The sequence below is a fragment of the Streptomyces sp. HD genome (assembly GCF_028369295.1).
In the GTDB taxonomy this organism is placed as follows: domain Bacteria; phylum Actinomycetota; class Actinomycetes; order Streptomycetales; family Streptomycetaceae; genus Streptomyces.
The window spans coordinates 49,449-64,665 of the sequence record NZ_JAQMYP010000029.1; the positions used below are offsets into that span (position 1 = coordinate 49,449).

General features: G+C 69.5%; 14 protein-coding genes. 8 read left to right on the plus strand and 6 right to left on the minus strand.

Going from position 1 to position 15,217, the window contains the following annotated elements:
* Positions 1–86: 86 nt before the first annotated feature.
* Entirely contained in the window at positions 87–932 is an 846-nt protein-coding gene (locus POF73_RS26650; RefSeq protein WP_272120316.1) for an intradiol ring-cleavage dioxygenase, read from the minus strand.
* Between the two features lie 190 nt (positions 933–1,122).
* Between POF73_RS26650 and POF73_RS26655 the strand changes: the two genes are divergently transcribed.
* Positions 1,123–1,599, plus strand: a complete 477-nt coding sequence (locus tag POF73_RS26655; protein WP_272120319.1) for an SseB family protein — start codon at positions 1,123–1,125, stop codon at positions 1,597–1,599.
* Between the two features lie 111 nt (positions 1,600–1,710).
* Here POF73_RS26655 and POF73_RS26660 read toward each other — a convergent pair whose 3' ends face one another.
* Positions 1,711–2,457 (minus strand): TetR/AcrR family transcriptional regulator C-terminal domain-containing protein, encoded by a 747-nt coding sequence (locus POF73_RS26660; RefSeq protein WP_272120321.1) that lies wholly within the window; start codon positions 2,455–2,457, stop codon positions 1,711–1,713.
* 134 nt (positions 2,458–2,591) lie between these two features.
* Between POF73_RS26660 and POF73_RS26665 the strand changes: the two genes are divergently transcribed.
* From POF73_RS26665 to POF73_RS26675, 3 genes are all read left to right on the plus strand, one after another.
* Positions 2,592–4,187 (plus strand): MFS transporter, encoded by a 1,596-nt coding sequence (locus POF73_RS26665; protein ID WP_272120323.1) that lies wholly within the window; start codon positions 2,592–2,594, stop codon positions 4,185–4,187.
* 191 nt (positions 4,188–4,378) lie between these two features.
* Positions 4,379–5,350 (plus strand): pirin family protein, encoded by a 972-nt coding sequence (locus POF73_RS26670; RefSeq protein WP_272120325.1) that lies wholly within the window; start codon positions 4,379–4,381, stop codon positions 5,348–5,350.
* A 143-nt stretch (positions 5,351–5,493) separates the two neighbouring features.
* Complete coding sequence (locus POF73_RS26675; RefSeq protein WP_272120327.1) at positions 5,494–6,555, plus strand: AI-2E family transporter; 1,062 nt, start codon at positions 5,494–5,496, stop codon at positions 6,553–6,555.
* Here POF73_RS26675 and POF73_RS26680 read toward each other — a convergent pair.
* Positions 6,522–8,672 carry a SpoIIE family protein phosphatase gene (locus POF73_RS26680; protein ID WP_272120329.1) on the minus strand — a complete coding sequence of 717 codons (2,151 nt, stop codon included), beginning with the start codon at positions 8,670–8,672 and terminating at the stop codon, positions 6,522–6,524. The two genes, POF73_RS26675 and POF73_RS26680, sit on opposite strands and share 34 nt — an antisense overlap.
* 190 nt (positions 8,673–8,862) lie before the next feature.
* Between POF73_RS26680 and aspS the strand changes: the two genes are divergently transcribed.
* Both aspS and POF73_RS26690 read left to right on the plus strand, forming a co-directional pair.
* Positions 8,863–10,626, plus strand: coding sequence for an aspartate--tRNA ligase (aspS, locus tag POF73_RS26685; RefSeq protein ID WP_272120331.1), 1,764 nt, complete (start codon positions 8,863–8,865; stop codon positions 10,624–10,626).
* 176 nt (positions 10,627–10,802) lie between these two features.
* Positions 10,803–11,741 (plus strand): intradiol ring-cleavage dioxygenase, encoded by a 939-nt coding sequence (locus POF73_RS26690; protein WP_272120333.1) that lies wholly within the window; start codon positions 10,803–10,805, stop codon positions 11,739–11,741.
* Between the two features lie 74 nt (positions 11,742–11,815).
* On the opposite strand, the gene POF73_RS26695 is transcribed toward POF73_RS26690, so the two are convergent.
* Positions 11,816–12,784 (minus strand): hypothetical protein, encoded by a 969-nt coding sequence (locus tag POF73_RS26695; RefSeq protein WP_272120335.1) that lies wholly within the window; start codon positions 12,782–12,784, stop codon positions 11,816–11,818.
* A gap of 80 nt (positions 12,785–12,864) precedes the next feature.
* On the minus strand, positions 12,865–13,275 hold the full coding sequence (locus tag POF73_RS26700; protein ID WP_272120337.1) for an ATP-binding protein: 411 nt from the start codon (positions 13,273–13,275) through the stop codon (positions 12,865–12,867).
* Between the two features lie 235 nt (positions 13,276–13,510).
* Between POF73_RS26700 and POF73_RS26705 the strand changes: the two genes are divergently transcribed.
* Together POF73_RS26705 and POF73_RS26710 are read left to right on the plus strand one after the other, a co-directional pair.
* The gene (locus POF73_RS26705; protein ID WP_272120339.1) at positions 13,511–14,362 is read left to right on the plus strand and encodes a helix-turn-helix domain-containing protein; all 852 of its coding nucleotides are present in this window, start codon (positions 13,511–13,513) and stop codon (positions 14,360–14,362) included.
* A 3-nt stretch (positions 14,363–14,365) separates the two neighbouring features.
* The gene (locus POF73_RS26710) at positions 14,366–14,557 is read left to right on the plus strand and encodes a DUF397 domain-containing protein (protein ID WP_272120341.1); all 192 of its coding nucleotides are present in this window, start codon (positions 14,366–14,368) and stop codon (positions 14,555–14,557) included.
* On the opposite strand, the gene POF73_RS26715 is transcribed toward POF73_RS26710, so the two are convergent.
* Positions 14,529–15,215 carry a nucleotidyl transferase AbiEii/AbiGii toxin family protein gene (locus POF73_RS26715; protein ID WP_272120343.1) on the minus strand — a complete coding sequence of 229 codons (687 nt, stop codon included), beginning with the start codon at positions 15,213–15,215 and terminating at the stop codon, positions 14,529–14,531. The two genes, POF73_RS26710 and POF73_RS26715, sit on opposite strands and share 29 nt — an antisense overlap.
* Between the last annotated feature and the right edge of the window lie 2 nt (positions 15,216–15,217).

The window sequence follows — 15,217 nt, forward strand, 5'->3', positions numbered from 1 at the left end:
GCGCTAGTTCACGTACCAACAAGTAGCTACGATGATGCTACCCGTCAGTAATAAGACGCAACCCCGATCCCGTCATCTGTGACAGGTCACACCGGAACGGTCAGGGTCGCGGTGTAGCCCTGCCCGGCGCTGCCGGACATCGTGGCGAGCTGCTGGTCGTAACCGTCGCTGAAGATGCTGTCCGCCTCCAGGGAGATACGGCGGAGATTCGTCACACTTTGGCCGTAGCCGTCCGTGGCGTACACGGTGTCGCAGGTGTCCTTGGGGAAGGCGAGCTGCGAGGTGCTGGTGATGGACGTGGCCGCCGTGGCGTCGGCCAGGCTGGCGTAGACCTCGAAGTGGATGTGCGGCCAGCGGCCGTCGTAGCAGCCGGGGAAGACGCTCCTGAAGGTGACCTGGCCCTTGTCGTCCGTCTCCTGGACTCCCCGCAGGTAGTTCTCCTCCGTGACGCCCTCGGAGTACAGGGAGTACCTGCCGTCCTGGTCGGCGTGCCACAGGTAGACGGCGGCGCCCTTCTTCGGCGTCCCGCAGCCGGAGGCGGCGTCCACGACCGTGAGCGTGACGGTCAGGGGCACGCCCTCGGCGGTGCCGCCCGCGGAGTCGCCGAAGCTCTTGGTGATGTCGCTGCGTACGACGCCGCTCTCCTTGAGGACGTTCACGCCGTTCGAGCCGTCGCCGGGGAAGGGCCCGGCGGTCTCGTCCGGGATGGTCGCGCACTTTGCGGTGGAGGAGCCCGCGGAGGAGGTGCTCCCGGCGGAGGAGCCGGCCGTGGAGGACGACGCCGGGCTGTCGTCCTCGGCGCTGCAGCCCACCAGCGGGACCAGGCCGGCACCCGCCACCAGCCGGATCATGCGGCGGCGGGCGAGGACGGGGAGGTCATGGGCAAGCCCTCTGTCGTGCTCGTGGTCCTCGCCGTGGTGGTGTCGGTGCATGGCTGTCCCCTTGCTGGCACGGGCCGTTTCAGGCGCTCCCATCGCTCCCCCAGACGCTAGGAGCGGTGGCTGTGCGAAACCAGCGCGGGGACTGTCGACACGCTGTCAAGTCGCTGTCGGTTCGCCAGGGCCTTTCGCCCGGGCGCCGGTACCCGCCCGCGGCCCGGCCGGTCTCGGTACGCTTGCGCCCATGTACGGATACGGCCAGCCCATGGACGGAGGGGCTGCACAGCAGCAGTACGCCCCGCCGCAGCAGCCCGGCGGTGTCGGCGGGTACGGCCAGCAGCCGCCGCTCTACCCGGAGCCGTCTCCGCCCTCCCTCGCTGACGCGGTGCGGGCCTTCACCACCGGGCAGATGGCCGCGGAGGACTTCCAGCAGGTCTTCGCGACGTCGAAGGTCTACTGCCCGCGGGGTGACAACCCGGGTTTCCTCGCCCTGCACAACACCCAGCAGCCGGTGATCCCGATGTTCACCTCGCTCAAGGAGCTGCGGCGGTACGCGGGCAAGGAGTCCAAGTACTTCGTCATCACCGGTGCCGAGGTGATCGACCTGCTCCCGACCGGGTACGGCTTCGTCCTCGACATGGAGGGCGAGCACCGCATGGTCTTCGACGCGAAGGCCGTGGAGCAGATGGTCGAGTTCGCGATGCGGCGGATGTACGGGTAGCGCTTCGCGGGGGCCGGGTGGGGTTGTGTGGCGTCTGCGGGGCCGTTGTGGCTGGTCGCGCCCACGCGGCGGAGCCGCATATCGATACAGCCCCGCGCCCCTGTAGGACGTTCAGGAAGTCTGTGTTTTGAGGCGCAGGGCCAGGCCGTCGAGGACGATCTCAAGGGCTGCCGCGAACTTCGCGTCCCGCATCGCTGCCGGATCCGTGGTGGCCGCCTCCTCCGTCTCGGCGTAGCCCTTCGCCAGGTGCTCGTGGTCCGCCACCGCCTGCTGGGCCGCGGGCATCAGGTGGGCGATGAAGTCGGCCTCGGTCTTGCCGGAGCGGGCGACCGTGATGAGCCAGGCGGCCTCGGTGGTGCTCATGCCGATGACGTACGACAGCACGGCGTCGATCGCGATCGTGGGATCGGGGAATCCGGCGGCCGTGAACAGGGCCGCCAGGCGCTCCGAGTACGACATCAGGTTCGGGCCCAGATAGGCGAGCCCCGCTTGGCCCAGCACCGCGCCCAGCCACGGGTGCCGTAGCGCCGTCGTACGGAAGGAATGCGCGGCCTCGCCGACGGCCGCCCGCCAGTCGGGGCCGTGCGCCGGTGGTACGTGGATCTCGGCGGCGACCTCGTCGACGGCCAGCTCCATCAGCTCGTCCTTGGTCGCCACGTGCCGGTAGAGGGAGGCGGCGCCGGCGTTCAGGCGGGTGGCGAGCTTGCGCATGCTCAGCGCCTCCACGCCCTCGGCGTCCAGCATGACGATCGCCTCGCGCACGATCGTGGCGCGGCTGAGCGTGGGCTGGTCGGGCTCGCGCTGAGGGCGGGCCCAGACGGACGGGATGGGGCTCTGCTTCGTCGATTTGGCGGCCATCGGCACTCCTTCACATCCCTGCGTACGTCGTTCGCATCGAGCGTACAGGAATCGATGGTTGCGAACACTGTTCCGCTGTGCGTACAGTGTTCGCAACGAAGGAACGGTGTTCACGAACCGGAGGGGAAGCCGTCATGGATGTCAAGGGAACCCGTGATCCACGCCGCTGGTGGATCCTGATCGTGCTCTGCCTGAGCACGCTGGTGCTGGTCGTCGACAGCATGGCGCTGACCGTCGCGGTGCCGGTGATGACCGGGGAGATCGGGGCGAGCGCCCAGGAGACCCAGTGGATCCTGGACTCCTACATCCTGGTGTTCGCGGGTCTGCTGCTCACCTCCGGCAGCCTCGGCGACCGGTTCGGACGCCGGAAGGTCATGCTGATCGGGCTCCTGCTCTTCGGGGCGGCCTCGCTGGCCGCGACCTGGTGCACCAACCCCGGCGAGGTGATCGCCGTACGCGTCGCGATGGGCGTCGGCGGGGCGCTGATCATGCCGTCCACGCTGTCGATCCTCATCACCGTCTTCGACGAGGACGAGCGCGGCAGGGCGATGGCGGCCTGGAGCTCGGTGTCGATGCTCGGCCTGGTCGGCAGTCCGGTGCTGGGCGGCGTCCTGATCGAGCACTTCTCCTGGCAGTCGATCTTCTTCATCAACGTGCCGATCGTGGTGCTGGCCATCGTCGCCGGTCTGACGCTGATGCCGGAGTCCCGGGCGCCCTGGCAGAAGCCGGACCCGCTGGGCGCGGTGCTGTCGGCGGTCGGGATGACGGCCCTGGTCTGGTGGATCATCGAGCTCCCGCAGCACGGCGCGCTGGGCGGTCGCTCCACGTTCACCCTGGTGGTGGCGCTCGCCTCCCTGGCCGGGTTCGTGATCTGGGAGAACGTCACCAAGTCGCCCATGGTCCCGCTGGTCCTGTTCAAGCACCGCAACTTCAGCGGCGGTTCGCTCTCCCTGGCGCTCGTCCAGATCGGCAACGGCGGTCTGCTGCTGGTCCTCACGCAGTACCTGCAGTTCGTGCTCGGATACTCGCCGATCAAGGCGGGCCTCGCCTTCCTGCCGCTGGCGATCACGGCCCTGCTCGGCAACGGCGTCGGCGTCAAGCTCGCCGCCAAGTACGGCAACCGGTGGGTGATCTTCGCGGGGATGCTGGTGATGGTGGCCTGCTTCGCCCTGCTGAGCACGGTCTCGGCGGACTCCGGCTTCACGGTCCCGGCGGTTTCGCTCGGTCTGCTCGGGCTCGGCGCGGGCCTGGCGATGCCGGCCGCGGTGGGCGCGCTGATGGGCACCATCCCCGAGGACAAGGCGGGCGTCGGCTCGGCCCTGAACGACACCATCCAGCAGGCCGGTACCGCGCTGGGCATCGCGATCCTGGGCTCGCTGCTGTCGAGCGGCTTCGCGGACCGGATGCCCGAGCAGACGCCTGAGGAGGCCAGGCACTCGATCGCCGGTGCGGTCGCCGGTGGCGACGCCGGTCTGATCGCCACCGCCCGCGAGGCCTTCACCGCCTCGATGTCCACCACCTTCACGGTCAGCGCGATCGGCGTCGCGGCGGCGGCCCTGCTGGCGACGCTGGTCATGCGGGACGACCGCCGGAAGCCGGACGCCGCGGGCCGTACGCCGGACGCTGAGAGTCGTACGCCGGACGCTGAGGGCCGTACGCCGAACGCCGAGGACCGTACGCCGGGCGCAGCGGACCGTACGGCGGAGAACCAGCCCGAACCGGTCGTCTGACCCCACCGCTCCGGCTCTTCCTGACACACTGAGCCGCCGCTGAACCACCGGGTCCTCGTGACGAAGGCCGACGCCCACAGCGGGTGTCGGCCTTCGGCCGTGCCCGGCGGGAATGGCCGACGTGCTTGTCTCGTTAGGAGTGGCAGGAAGTTCAATGCTCAACTAAACTGGACGCACAAGGAGGTACCGACATGCCTGCAGTGACCGTCGAGAACCCGCTGACGCTGCCCCGTGTCGCCGCGCCCGCGGAGGCCGTGGCCCGTCCCGTGCTCGCCGTCACGACCGCGCCGAGCGGTTTCGAGGGTGAGGGCTTCCCGGTGCGCCGTGCGTTCGCCGGGATCAACTACCGCCATCTGGACCCGTTCATCATGATGGACCAGATGGGCGAGGTGGACTACGCGCCGGGTGAGCCGAAGGGCACCCCCTGGCACCCGCACCGCGGCTTCGAGACCGTCACCTACATCATCGACGGGATCTTCGACCACCAGGACTCCAACGGCGGTGGCGGCACCATCACCAACGGCGACACCCAGTGGATGACGGCCGGCTCGGGCCTGCTCCACATCGAGGCGCCGCCGGAGTCCCTGGTCATGTCCGGAGGCCTCTTCCACGGCCTGCAGCTGTGGGTGAACCTCCCGGCCCGCGACAAGATGATGCAGCCGCGCTACCAGGACATCCGCGGCGGCAACGTCCAGCTGCTCACCACCCCCGACGGCGGCGCGCTGCTGCGGGTCATCGCGGGCGAGCTGGACGGCCACCAGGGTCCCGGCATCACCCACACCCCGATCACGATGATCCACGCGACGCTCGCACCGGGCGCGGAGATCACCCTGCCGTGGCGCGAGGACTTCAACGGTCTTGCGTACGTCCTCGCCGGCCGGGGCGCGGTGGGTGCGGACCGCCGTCCGATCCACCTCGGCCAGACCGCGGTCTTCGGCGACGGCGGCTCGCTGACGGTCCGCGCGGACGAGAAGCAGGACGCCCACACGCCGGACCTTGAGGTCGTCCTGCTGGGCGGCCGGCCGATCCGTGAGCCGATGGCCCACTACGGCCCCTTCGTGATGAACACACGGGAAGAGCTCCAGCAGGCCTTCGACGACTTCCAGAAGGGCCGGCTCGGGACGATCCCGGCGGTGCACGGCATGTCCGAGGGCGGCCTCTGACACTCCGTGACGAGGGCCCGGAGACTCACTCTCCGGGCCTGCGCCCTATCCGATCGGGTCCCGCCTGACGGAGTCTCACGCGGCGTCACCCGCCCGGTCCGCCCGCGCACGACAACCCCGTCCGGCCATGATCCGCTGGAGGGGTGCAGGACCCCACCGCGCTGCTCCCCGCCCCCGTTCGGCGGCTCGCCGCCTGGTGTGTCGTCGTGCTGCTGGTCGCCGGGGTCGTCTACGTCGGGATCCGGCTGGCCGACGAGTTCCGTACGGCCGTCGTGCCCGTGCTGCTCGCGCTGCTCGGGACGGCGTTGCTCGGGCCGCTGCACCGGCGGCTGGTGAAGGCCAAGGTCAATCGGTCCGTGGCCGCCGGGCTCACCTGTGTCGCCGTCGTGGCCGTCGTCGGCGGGGCCGTCTACATCGTCGTCGCCGCGATCGTCGAGACCGGCGACCAGATCGTCGCCGCGCTCAAGCAGGCGGCCGAGGATCTCGCCGACCACTTCGGGGCCGCCGGGACCTCGCTCGACGACCTCGCCTCCAACTCCAAGGAACTGCTCACCAAGTTCGGCGGGACGGCCGCCTCCGGTGTCATCAGCGGGGTCAGCGTCGTGGGCGAGAGCATCGCCATGGCTGTACTCGCGCTGCTGCTGGTGTTCTTCTTCCTGCGGGACTCCGACCGGGCCGCCGACGCCCTGCGATCCGTCGTCCCGGGCGCGAGCGGGGACGTCGTGGAGGCCATGGCCCGGCGGGCGTTCCAGGCTGTTGAGGGGTTCATGCGGGGGACTACCCTCGTCGCCTTGATCGACGCCCTCTGCATCACCGTCGGACTGCTCGTCCTCGACGTCCCGGGCGCGGTCGGGCTCGGTGCGCTGGTCTTCGTCGGGGCCTACATCCCCTACCTCGGCGCCTTCATCTCGGGGGCCGTCGCCGTGCTGGTCGCGCTTGCCGACCGCGGGTTCGTCATCGCGCTGTGGGTGCTGGCCATCGTGCTCGCCGTGCAGCTACTGGAAGGGCATGTGCTCACGCCCGCGATCCAGAGCCGGACCGTGCAGATGCACCCGGCCGTCGTGATGGTGGCGATCACCGCCGGAGCCTCGGTGGCCGGAGTCCTCGGCATGCTGCTGGCCGTACCGCTCACCGCCGCCGCCTTCGGTGTCCTGCACGAGCTCCAGGAGCGTTACGCCACGTCGGAGCCGTCCACGGACTCGTAGAGCTCGAACCAGGTGCTCTTGCCCTCGCCGCGCGGGTCCACGCCCCACGCCTGCGCCAGCAGCTCGATCAGCAGCAACCCCCGACCGGACGACGCCAGTTCGCCGGGCCGGCGCTTGTGCGGCAGGTCGTCGCTGCTGTCCGTCACCTCGACGCGCAGCCGACGGCCCCCCGGCTCGCCCCGTACCTCGGCCAGCACCAGGGCGTCGGCGTCGGTGTGGACGAGGACGTTGGTGAGCGTCTCGGACAGCAGCAGGACCGCCGAGTCGACCTGGTCGTCGCAGGCCCAGTCGTGCAGCAACTCCCGCAGCTGCTGCCGGGCGACCGCGACCCGCTCCGGTTCGGCCTGCGCCACCGACAGCATGGTGCGCCGGATTGTCAGCGGCACGGCGGCCGTGCCGTGCCCGTGGGCGGAACCGCCGTCGCGCCCGTCGCCCAGCCGACGCAGCAGCAGTACCGCTATGTCGTCCTCGCGCCGGTCGGCGAGCGGGCCGGTGGTGTGGTGGGAGGACGGGCCGTGCACGGCCTGGACGAGGCCGTCGGCGAGTTCCTCCAGGTCGCCGTCGTGGTCCTCCAGGATCGTACGGATGCGCTTCCAGCCGGTCTCCAGGTCGTGGCCGCCGGTCTCGATCAGGCCGTCCGTGCAGATCAGCATGGTCTCGCCGGGTTCCAGGGTGATCCTGGTCGTCGGATAGTCGGCGTCCGGGTCGATACCCAGGGGGAGTCCGCCGGCCGTCGGGCGGGAGAGCACCGTGCCGTCGCTCATCCGGATCGCCGGGTCCGGGTGACCGGCGCGGGCGATGTCCAGCAGGCCGGTCGTGGGGTCGACCTCTACGTAGAGGCAGGTCGCGAAGCGCAGCTCGGACGGGTCGTCGTCGAGGGAGCCCAGCGTCATCCCGTGCAGAAAACGGGAGGCACGGGAGAGGACCGCGTCGGGTCGGTGGCCCTCGGAGGCGTAGGCGCGCAGGGCGATCCGGAGCTGGCCCATCAGGCCCGCCGCCCGGACGTCATGGCCCTGGACGTCCCCGATGACCAGGGCGAAGCGGCCGCTGGGGAGCGGGATCATGTCGTACCAGTCGCCGCCGACCTGGAGCCCGCCGCCGGTCGGGACATAGCGGGCGGCGACGCTCATGCCCGGTATCTCGGGGCCCAGCTTGGGCAGCATCGAGCGCTGGAGGCCGTCCGTCAGTTCCCGTGCGGACTCGGTGGCCTCGGCACGGGAGAGGGCCTGGGCGAGCATGCGGGCCACGGTCGTCAGCACGGACCGTTCGTCCGGAGTGAACGCGACCGGATAGGTGAACGCCGCCATCCAGGCACCCATCGTGCGCCCGGCCACCGTCAGCGGCAGGAACGCCCAGGACTGCCGGTTGAAGGGTGCGGCGAGCGGCCAGGTGACCGGGTAGCGGTCCTTGTACTTCTCGGGTGAGGAGAGATAGACGGCACGGCCGGTGCGGACGACCTCGGCGGCCGGATAGTCCGTCTCCAGAGCCATGTGTGTGAAGGGGCCCTCGTCACCGGGCTGATGGCCGTGGTGGCCGATGATCGTCAGGCGATCGCCCGTGACGCCGAACACCGCGAGCCCGTCCGGTGAGAAACCCGGCATCGACAGGCCGGCCGCGACCCGCAGCACCTCCGCCGTGGACCGTGCCTCGGCCAGCGCCCGGCCCGCGTCCAGCAGGAACGCCTCCCGTGAACGCCGCCAGTCGCCGGTGACCGCCGTACGCCCCGCCGAGGTACCCGGCGCCGGTTCGGTGACCTCCTGGAGGGAGCCGGTCACCTCGTACGACCGTTTGTCGCGGTCGAAGGAGGCGTGGAAGCGGCTGCGGCCGACCCGGATGACCCGGCCCCGCTCGTCCATGATCCGCACCCGTGCCTCGCCGAGTGTGCCCTCGGCCACGGCGAGCTGGATCACCCCGCTGATCTCGTTCCAGTCGACCGGGTGCAGGCGGGAGCGCACCTGGGCCTGGCTGAGGGTGGCCTGTTCGGGGGGCAGCCCGAGCAGCCGTGCCGCCTCCGAATCGACCGTGACCAGTCCGGTGGCGGTGTTCCAGTGCCACAGTCCGGTCGCGAGGGCGGCGAGAACCTCCCCCACGGCGGGCAGGGGCTCACCAGTGCGCATTGCCCCACTGTAAGAAGAGGTGATCGCACACTGCCACCGAAGCTGTACGGGGCATCTGGTCGGGCGGTGCCCGAGGACGGGCCGACGGGCGCGGCAAATGGTGGGGAGCCGATCTTGGGGTCCCCGGTAGGCTTGGGGGGAGTTTCACGTGAAACACGCCCCTCGATCCGCGAAGACTGGATGAACGACGATGCATCGGTACAGGTCCCACACCTGCGGCGAGCTCCGCTCCTCTGACGTCGGCACCGACGTCCGGCTGAGTGGCTGGCTGCACAATCGGCGCGACCTGGGCGGCATCCTCTTCATCGATCTGCGCGACCACTACGGCATCACGCAGCTCGTCGCCCGTCCCGGCACGCCCGCGTACGAGGCCCTCGACAAGCTCTCCAAGGAGTCGACCCTCCGCATCGACGGCAAGGTCGTCTCCCGCGGCGCCGACAACATCAACGCCGATCTGCCCACCGGCGAGGTCGAGGTCGAGGTCGGCGAGGTCGAGCTGCTCGGCGCTGCCGCCCCGCTGCCGTTCACGATCAACACCGAGGACGGGGTCAACGAGGAGCGGCGCCTTGAGTACCGCTTCCTGGACCTGCGCCGCGAGCGCATGCACCGCAACATCCTGCTGCGTACGGCGGTCATCTCCGCGATCCGCCACAAGATGACGGCGCTGGGCTTCAACGAGATGGCGACGCCGATCCTGTCCGCGACCTCCCCCGAGGGCGCCCGCGACTTCGTCGTCCCCTCCCGTCTGCACCCGGGCAAGTTCTACGCCCTGCCGCAGGCCCCGCAGCAGTTCAAGCAGCTGCTGATGATCTCCGGCTTCGACCGCTACTTCCAGATCGCGCCCTGCTTCCGCGACGAGGACGCGCGCGCGGACCGCTCGCCGGGCGAGTTCTACCAGCTCGACATCGAGATGAGCTTCGTCGAGCAGGAGGACGTCTTCCAGCCCGTCGAGAAGCTGATGACGGAGCTCTTCGAGGAGTTCGGGGGTGGCCGCCACGTCACGTCCCCCTTCCCGCGGATCCCGTTCCGCGAGGCGATGCTGAAGTACGGCTCCGACAAGCCGGACCTGCGCGCCCAGCTGGAGCTCGTCGACATCACCGACATCTTCGAGGGCTCGGAGTTCAAGGCGTTCGCCGGCAAGCACGTGCGTGCGCTGCCGGTGCCGGACGTCTCCGCCCAGCCCCGCAAGTTCTTCGACCAGCTCGGTGACTTCGCGGTCTCGCAGGGCGCCAAGGGCCTGGCCTGGGTCCGCGTCGCCGAGGACGGCTCGCTGACCGGCCCGATCGCCAAGTTCCTCACCGAGGAGAACGTCGCCGAGCTGACCAAGCGCCTGTCGCTGGCCGCCGGGCACGCCGTCTTCTTCGGCGCGGGCGAGTTCGACGAGGTCTCGAAGATCATGGGCGCGGTGCGGGTCGAGGCCGCCAAGCGTGCCGGGCACTTCGAGGAGGGCGTCTTCCGGTTCTGCTGGATCGTCGACTTCCCGATGTACGAGAAGGACGAGGACACCGGCACGATCGACTTCTCGCACAACCCGTTCTCCATGCCGCAGGGCGGTCTGGAGGCCCTGGAGACCCAGGACCCGCTGGACATCCTGGGCTGGCAGTACGACATCGTCTGCAACGGCGTCGAGCTGTCCTCCGGCGCGATCCGGAACCACGAGCCGGAGATCATGCTCAAGGCGTTCGAGATCGCCGGGTACGACCGTGACACGGTCGAGGAGAAGTTCGCCGGCATGCTGCGCGCCTTCCGCTTCGGCGCCCCGCCGCACGGCGGCATCGCGCCCGGCGTCGACCGCATCGTCATGCTGCTCGCCGACGAGCCCAACATCCGCGAGACCATCGCCTTCCCGCTCAACGGCAACGCCCAGGACCTGATGATGGGCGCGCCGACGGAGCTGGAGGAGGCGCGGCTGAAGGAGCTGCACCTGTCGGTGCGCAAGCCGCAGCCGAAGTAGGCGCCCCTCTTTTTTGGGCCCGAGATAGGTGACACAGCTGGAACCGTCTCGGCACATCTGAAACTGGCTCGGAACCGGCGTAGGTTCCGAGCCGCTTTCGTTTACCGGCCGCATGCAGGGCCCTCACCCAGCTCTTACCCAACCTCCTGACAGGCGTGGTCCCTAACTTCCCGCACATGACGGGAAACCACACGGCCGAAGGGCCGAAACACAAGCGGGACCTCACGCGTCGCAAGGTCGTCGTCGCCGGTGCGGGAGCCGCCGCCGCGGCGGTGGGCGTGGGCGGCACGCTCGCGGCGGGCGCCTTCGCGGGTGAGACGAAGGACAAGGCCGCGGGCGCGTCGGCGAGCAGCAGCTCCAGCGCCGCCGAGGCCTGCTACAAGCTCACCTCGGAGACCACCGAGGGCCCCTACTACATCGACGCCGACAAGCTTCGCCAGGACATCACCGAGGACAAGGAGGGCATCCCGCTCACCCTTCGCCTCAAGGTGATCGACGCCGAGAGCTGCAAGCCGGTCGCCAACGCGGCCGTGGACATCTGGCATTGCGACGCGCTCGGCCTGTACTCCGGCTACGAGTCCTTCTCGGGCGGCGGAGGCGGCGGCGCCCCGCCCACGGACGCCCCCTCGGGCACGCCGACCGATGTGCCGTCCGGCACCCCGACCGGTGAGCCCCCGTCCGGCGGCGGTGGCGGCGGCCATGAGGAGCCGACCAGCGAGACCCGTTATCTGCGCGGCACCTGGCGGACGGACCGCAAGGGCTTCGTCACCTTCAAGACCGTCTTCCCGGGCTGGTACCAGGGCCGCTGCGTGCACATCCACACCAAGGTGCATGTGAGCGGCGAGTGGACGGACGCCGGGTACGAGGGCGGCACCACCTGCCACACCGGCCAGTTCTTCTTCGACGAGGAGCCCGTGCTGGCCTCGGCGGAGGTGGAGCCGTACTCGACGTCCACGACCGAGCGCACCACGCTCGACGAGGACACGATCTACGACCAGAGCGGGACGACCGGCGGTCTGCTGAAGCTGAAGTACAAGAAGAACGACATCGCCAAGGGCGTCCTCGCGACCATCACGGTCGGTGTGGACCCGGAGGCCACCAACACCGGGACCTGACCGACGGACGTACGAAGGCGCCCGGTGACATCCAATCAACGGGCGCCTTTACGGGGTCGATGAAGTCAACGGGGTCAACTCATCGGCGGCGCAATGCCCTGGCTGTCCAACGGCCATGCCTCTTCCGGAGTGCTTGGTGGAACGTCCGCGTCCTCATCGAACAGGTCCTCCGCGCGGGTGACCGTGACAGCCCTGCGGATCCAGCCGTCGATGCGGTCGAGGTCGGTAGAGGTGGTGATCCGTTCGCGGACAGCGTCGGAGATCGGGACTTCGCGCGCCTCCAGGACGGCCAGGACTGCCTTGGCCTCGCCCCTGGCCTCGCCTTCGGCCTTGCCCTCCAGGTAGGCCGTCTCACGGACCGTCCCCCGGCCGGGGAAGTAGCTGACGAACGACATGATTTCCTTCCATTTCTCGCCGGCTGGGGTGCTACCCAGGTTGATTTCCAGGAAGTCGAAGAAGTACCCGGCGGTTTCCGGGTCTGTGTCCTGGAGTTCCCGCAGGGCTTTGTCGATCGCCTCCAGTATGGCGCCGCTGCGGGCGCTGCCGGCGTGTGCCAGCGCGGAGAGCACTGCCAGTGCGAGGTTCTTCGCCGCCGTCCGGGCATCGGTGATCACCGGCAGGTTGTCCGGCCCGGCGACGAGTGGATACGTCCGCTGCGCAGTCCAGCCGCGGGTGCCGCAGTCGAAGGGTCCTGCCGCCCACTTGGCGGTAGCAGGGTTCTGGCAGACCACGAGAAGCAGCACGGGCAGGCGGTACTTCGCCTGCAGGTAGGCGACGTAGTACGCCCAACTCGCCTCCTTGTCTTTCTTCTTCTTCGACTGAGACTCGATGGCGAGCAGGAAGTCCTCGCCGTCGGACGGGCCGATGCGCAGAACGGTGTCCACGCGTCGCTCCAGCGGCCGGGCCTCCGTCACGTCTGTGGTGACCGCGTCCACGGTGGCCTTTTCGGGTAACGGGACGCCCAGCACCCCGAAGACTGGAGCCAGGATCTCGGGCCGCTCCTGGAAGATGCGGTGCATGCCCTCGTGAGCTGATGTGACCATGTGCGCAACCTTGGGTGATCAAGACGTGGGCCGGTCGGAAGATCGAGATGCGTTCACTCTTTCGAGCAGCGGGGAAACGTTCACGCCGCCGGGGCCAGTTCGCACCAGACGTACTTGCCCCTGCTGCCGTGCCTCGACAGCGGCTGCCAGCCCCAGAGGTCGGAGCAGGTGCGGACGAGGGCGAGGCCGCGCCCCCCTTCGAGATCGGCGGTGTTCGCGAACGGGCGTGGGGGTTCCGGGGGTTCGGGGTCGGTGTCCCAGGCGCCGATACGGAGGACACCGGCCTGCCAGCGGATGCGGAGTGCGGCGGGGCCCTTGCTGTGGACCACGGCGTTGGTGAGCAGCTCCGTTGCGAGGAGTTCGGCTGTGTCGAGGAGCGTGATCAGGTCGTGCGTGGTGAGGATCAGACGGAGGGTGCGGCGGGAGATCGGGACGGCTCTGAGGTCGTTGGGGATGTTGAGGGTGTACTCCCAGGGGGCGGTTTCGGGCATGCGTGACTCCTGTGTGGCGGAGGGGGGTTGAGGAGGGGGCCGGTGGCAGTGCCGCAGCCGTCGTGGCAGGACGGAGTGGTGCGCTTCCGGGGGGCCGGTGTTTCGCAGCGTGTGCGTAGCGATACTGACGGTAGGGGGAAATATTCCTCCCTTGTAACCTGCTCGCGTAATCTTGCACACGATCGGGGTGGCCCAACCCCACTTGAGAACAGTCCTGTTGGGGAGTGACGACGGCATGCCCGCGAGGATTCAACCGACCGCTCGTCAGATGCGCCTCGGCGCTGAGCTGCGCAAACTGCGAGAGGCCGCCGGTCTGTCATCCCGTGATGCGGCGGGGCTGCTGGGGGTTACCCCGGCGCAGATGAGTCAGTTCGAGGCGGGCAACGCTGGAATCAACGGGGAGCGCGTACGCAGGCTGGCCGCCCACTACTCCTGCGCGGACGCCGAGTTGATCGAGGCATTGGTGGAGATGGCGACAGACCGTACACGGGGGTGGTGGGAGAGGTACCGGGGCGTATTGCCGCCCTCATTCCTCGATTTGGCGGAGCTGGAGTACCACGCGACGTTCATTCAGGAGATCGGTACCACGCACGTCACCGGTCCCTTGCAGACCGAGGACTACGCACGTGCGGTCTTCCGGTACTGGCGCCCGGAACTCCCGCGGGGTGAGCTGGATGCGCGGGTCGCACATCGTATGCAGCGCAAGGCCGTGCTCGCCCGAGAAGGCGAGGCTCTGTACACGGCGGTTCTGCATGAGGCCGTGCTGCGCACGCGGGTGGCAGACCGACTCGTGGCCCGCGCTCAACTGGACGAGGTCCTCCGACAGGCCGAGCGGCCCGGTGTCACCGTGCGTGTGATCCCGTTCGACGTCGACGGGTTCGCCGGAGCGAGTGCGGCACTGCTGTACGCAGGCGGACGCGTACCCGCACTGGACACCGTGCAGAAGGACACTCCTTCAGGCTCGGGCTTTGTGGACGCGGCTGCTCAGCTTCAGGCGATGCGAACACTCTTCCGTAAAGTGGAGTCGGCGTCGCTTGAGCCCGCTCGGTCCCGGGACTACATCCACCGACTCGTGAAGGAGCTGTGAGACATGATCCAGTGGCAGAAGTCATCCTTCTCCAGCGGCTCGGACGGGGCCTCCTGCGTCGAAGTCGCCCACGGTGAGACCTCGCTCCTCCTCCGCGAAAGCGACGACCCCACCCGAATACTCACCGTCGCCCCCACCGCCCTCGCCGCCCTCCTCCAAGGCGTCGTCACTCATCCCCGTCCGCCGGAGGCCTGAGCGCCTCCTCCTCCAACAGCCGCTCGGCGATGTCGTCCGCCCAGGCACGGACCCACCGGCGCAGCGCCCGCACCGACTCCTCGTCCAGGCCCCTCGCGGTGAACTCCCGGTCGTCCAGCAGTTCCGTCGCCTCCAGGCGGGACTGGAGGTCGGAGGGGTCGAAGTCGTCCCAGGCGTGGCGGCGGGCCTGTTCCTCCAGGTCGGGGAAGGTCCAGTGGGAGGCGGCGGCGTAGACGTCGGTCAGGTCGCGGGCGGTGCCTCGGTCGGTGAGGGCGCGGACCTTGGTGCCGATGAGGTCTTCGAGGGAGAGGGCCGGGCCCAGGTCGGTCATGACGGGCGGGTGCCAGAGGGTTTCCTTGAGGAGGTCGAGTGTCGTCTCCACCGTGCCTTCCTCGTCGGTGACCAGGAGGCGGGCGGAGAGCGGGTCGGTCTCCAGGGGGCGAACCTGCCAGCCGAGGTCGGTCAGACCCTGGACGACCACCGCCGCGATCCGGTCCATGGGCTCGGCCGTCTCGGTCGCCAGTTCCAGCGGCCCCCTCACGAACCGCTCCGGCGTCAGGCCGTGCGCCCGGACCGCATGCTCGCCCGCCAGGACGAGCGGGTACCGGGCGCCGAGGGCCAGGGCGTCGGTCAGGAGGTTGCGGGGGAGCGGGATCATGG

What these genes read in the sequence shown, in the direction of transcription:
- POF73_RS26650 (WP_272120316.1), bottom strand. Translation starts at nt 932, where the DNA reads ATGCACCGACACCACCACGGCGAGGACCACGAGCACGACAGAGGGCTT.
- POF73_RS26655 (WP_272120319.1), top strand. Translation starts at nt 1,123, where the DNA reads ATGTACGGATACGGCCAGCCCATGGACGGAGGGGCTGCACAGCAGCAG.
- POF73_RS26660 (WP_272120321.1), bottom strand. Translation starts at nt 2,457, where the DNA reads ATGGCCGCCAAATCGACGAAGCAGAGCCCCATCCCGTCCGTCTGGGCC.
- POF73_RS26665 (WP_272120323.1), top strand. Translation starts at nt 2,592, where the DNA reads ATGGATGTCAAGGGAACCCGTGATCCACGCCGCTGGTGGATCCTGATC.
- POF73_RS26670 (WP_272120325.1), top strand. Translation starts at nt 4,379, where the DNA reads ATGCCTGCAGTGACCGTCGAGAACCCGCTGACGCTGCCCCGTGTCGCC.
- POF73_RS26680 (WP_272120329.1), bottom strand. Translation starts at nt 8,672, where the DNA reads ATGCGCACTGGTGAGCCCCTGCCCGCCGTGGGGGAGGTTCTCGCCGCC.
- aspS (WP_272120331.1), top strand. Translation starts at nt 8,863, where the DNA reads ATGCATCGGTACAGGTCCCACACCTGCGGCGAGCTCCGCTCCTCTGAC.
- POF73_RS26690 (WP_272120333.1), top strand. Translation starts at nt 10,803, where the DNA reads ATGACGGGAAACCACACGGCCGAAGGGCCGAAACACAAGCGGGACCTC.
- POF73_RS26695 (WP_272120335.1), bottom strand. Translation starts at nt 12,784, where the DNA reads ATGGTCACATCAGCTCACGAGGGCATGCACCGCATCTTCCAGGAGCGG.
- POF73_RS26700 (WP_272120337.1), bottom strand. Translation starts at nt 13,275, where the DNA reads ATGCCCGAAACCGCCCCCTGGGAGTACACCCTCAACATCCCCAACGAC.
- POF73_RS26705 (WP_272120339.1), top strand. Translation starts at nt 13,511, where the DNA reads ATGCCCGCGAGGATTCAACCGACCGCTCGTCAGATGCGCCTCGGCGCT.
- POF73_RS26710 (WP_272120341.1), top strand. Translation starts at nt 14,366, where the DNA reads ATGATCCAGTGGCAGAAGTCATCCTTCTCCAGCGGCTCGGACGGGGCC.
- POF73_RS26715 (WP_272120343.1), bottom strand. Translation starts at nt 15,215, where the DNA reads ATGATCCCGCTCCCCCGCAACCTCCTGACCGACGCCCTGGCCCTCGGC.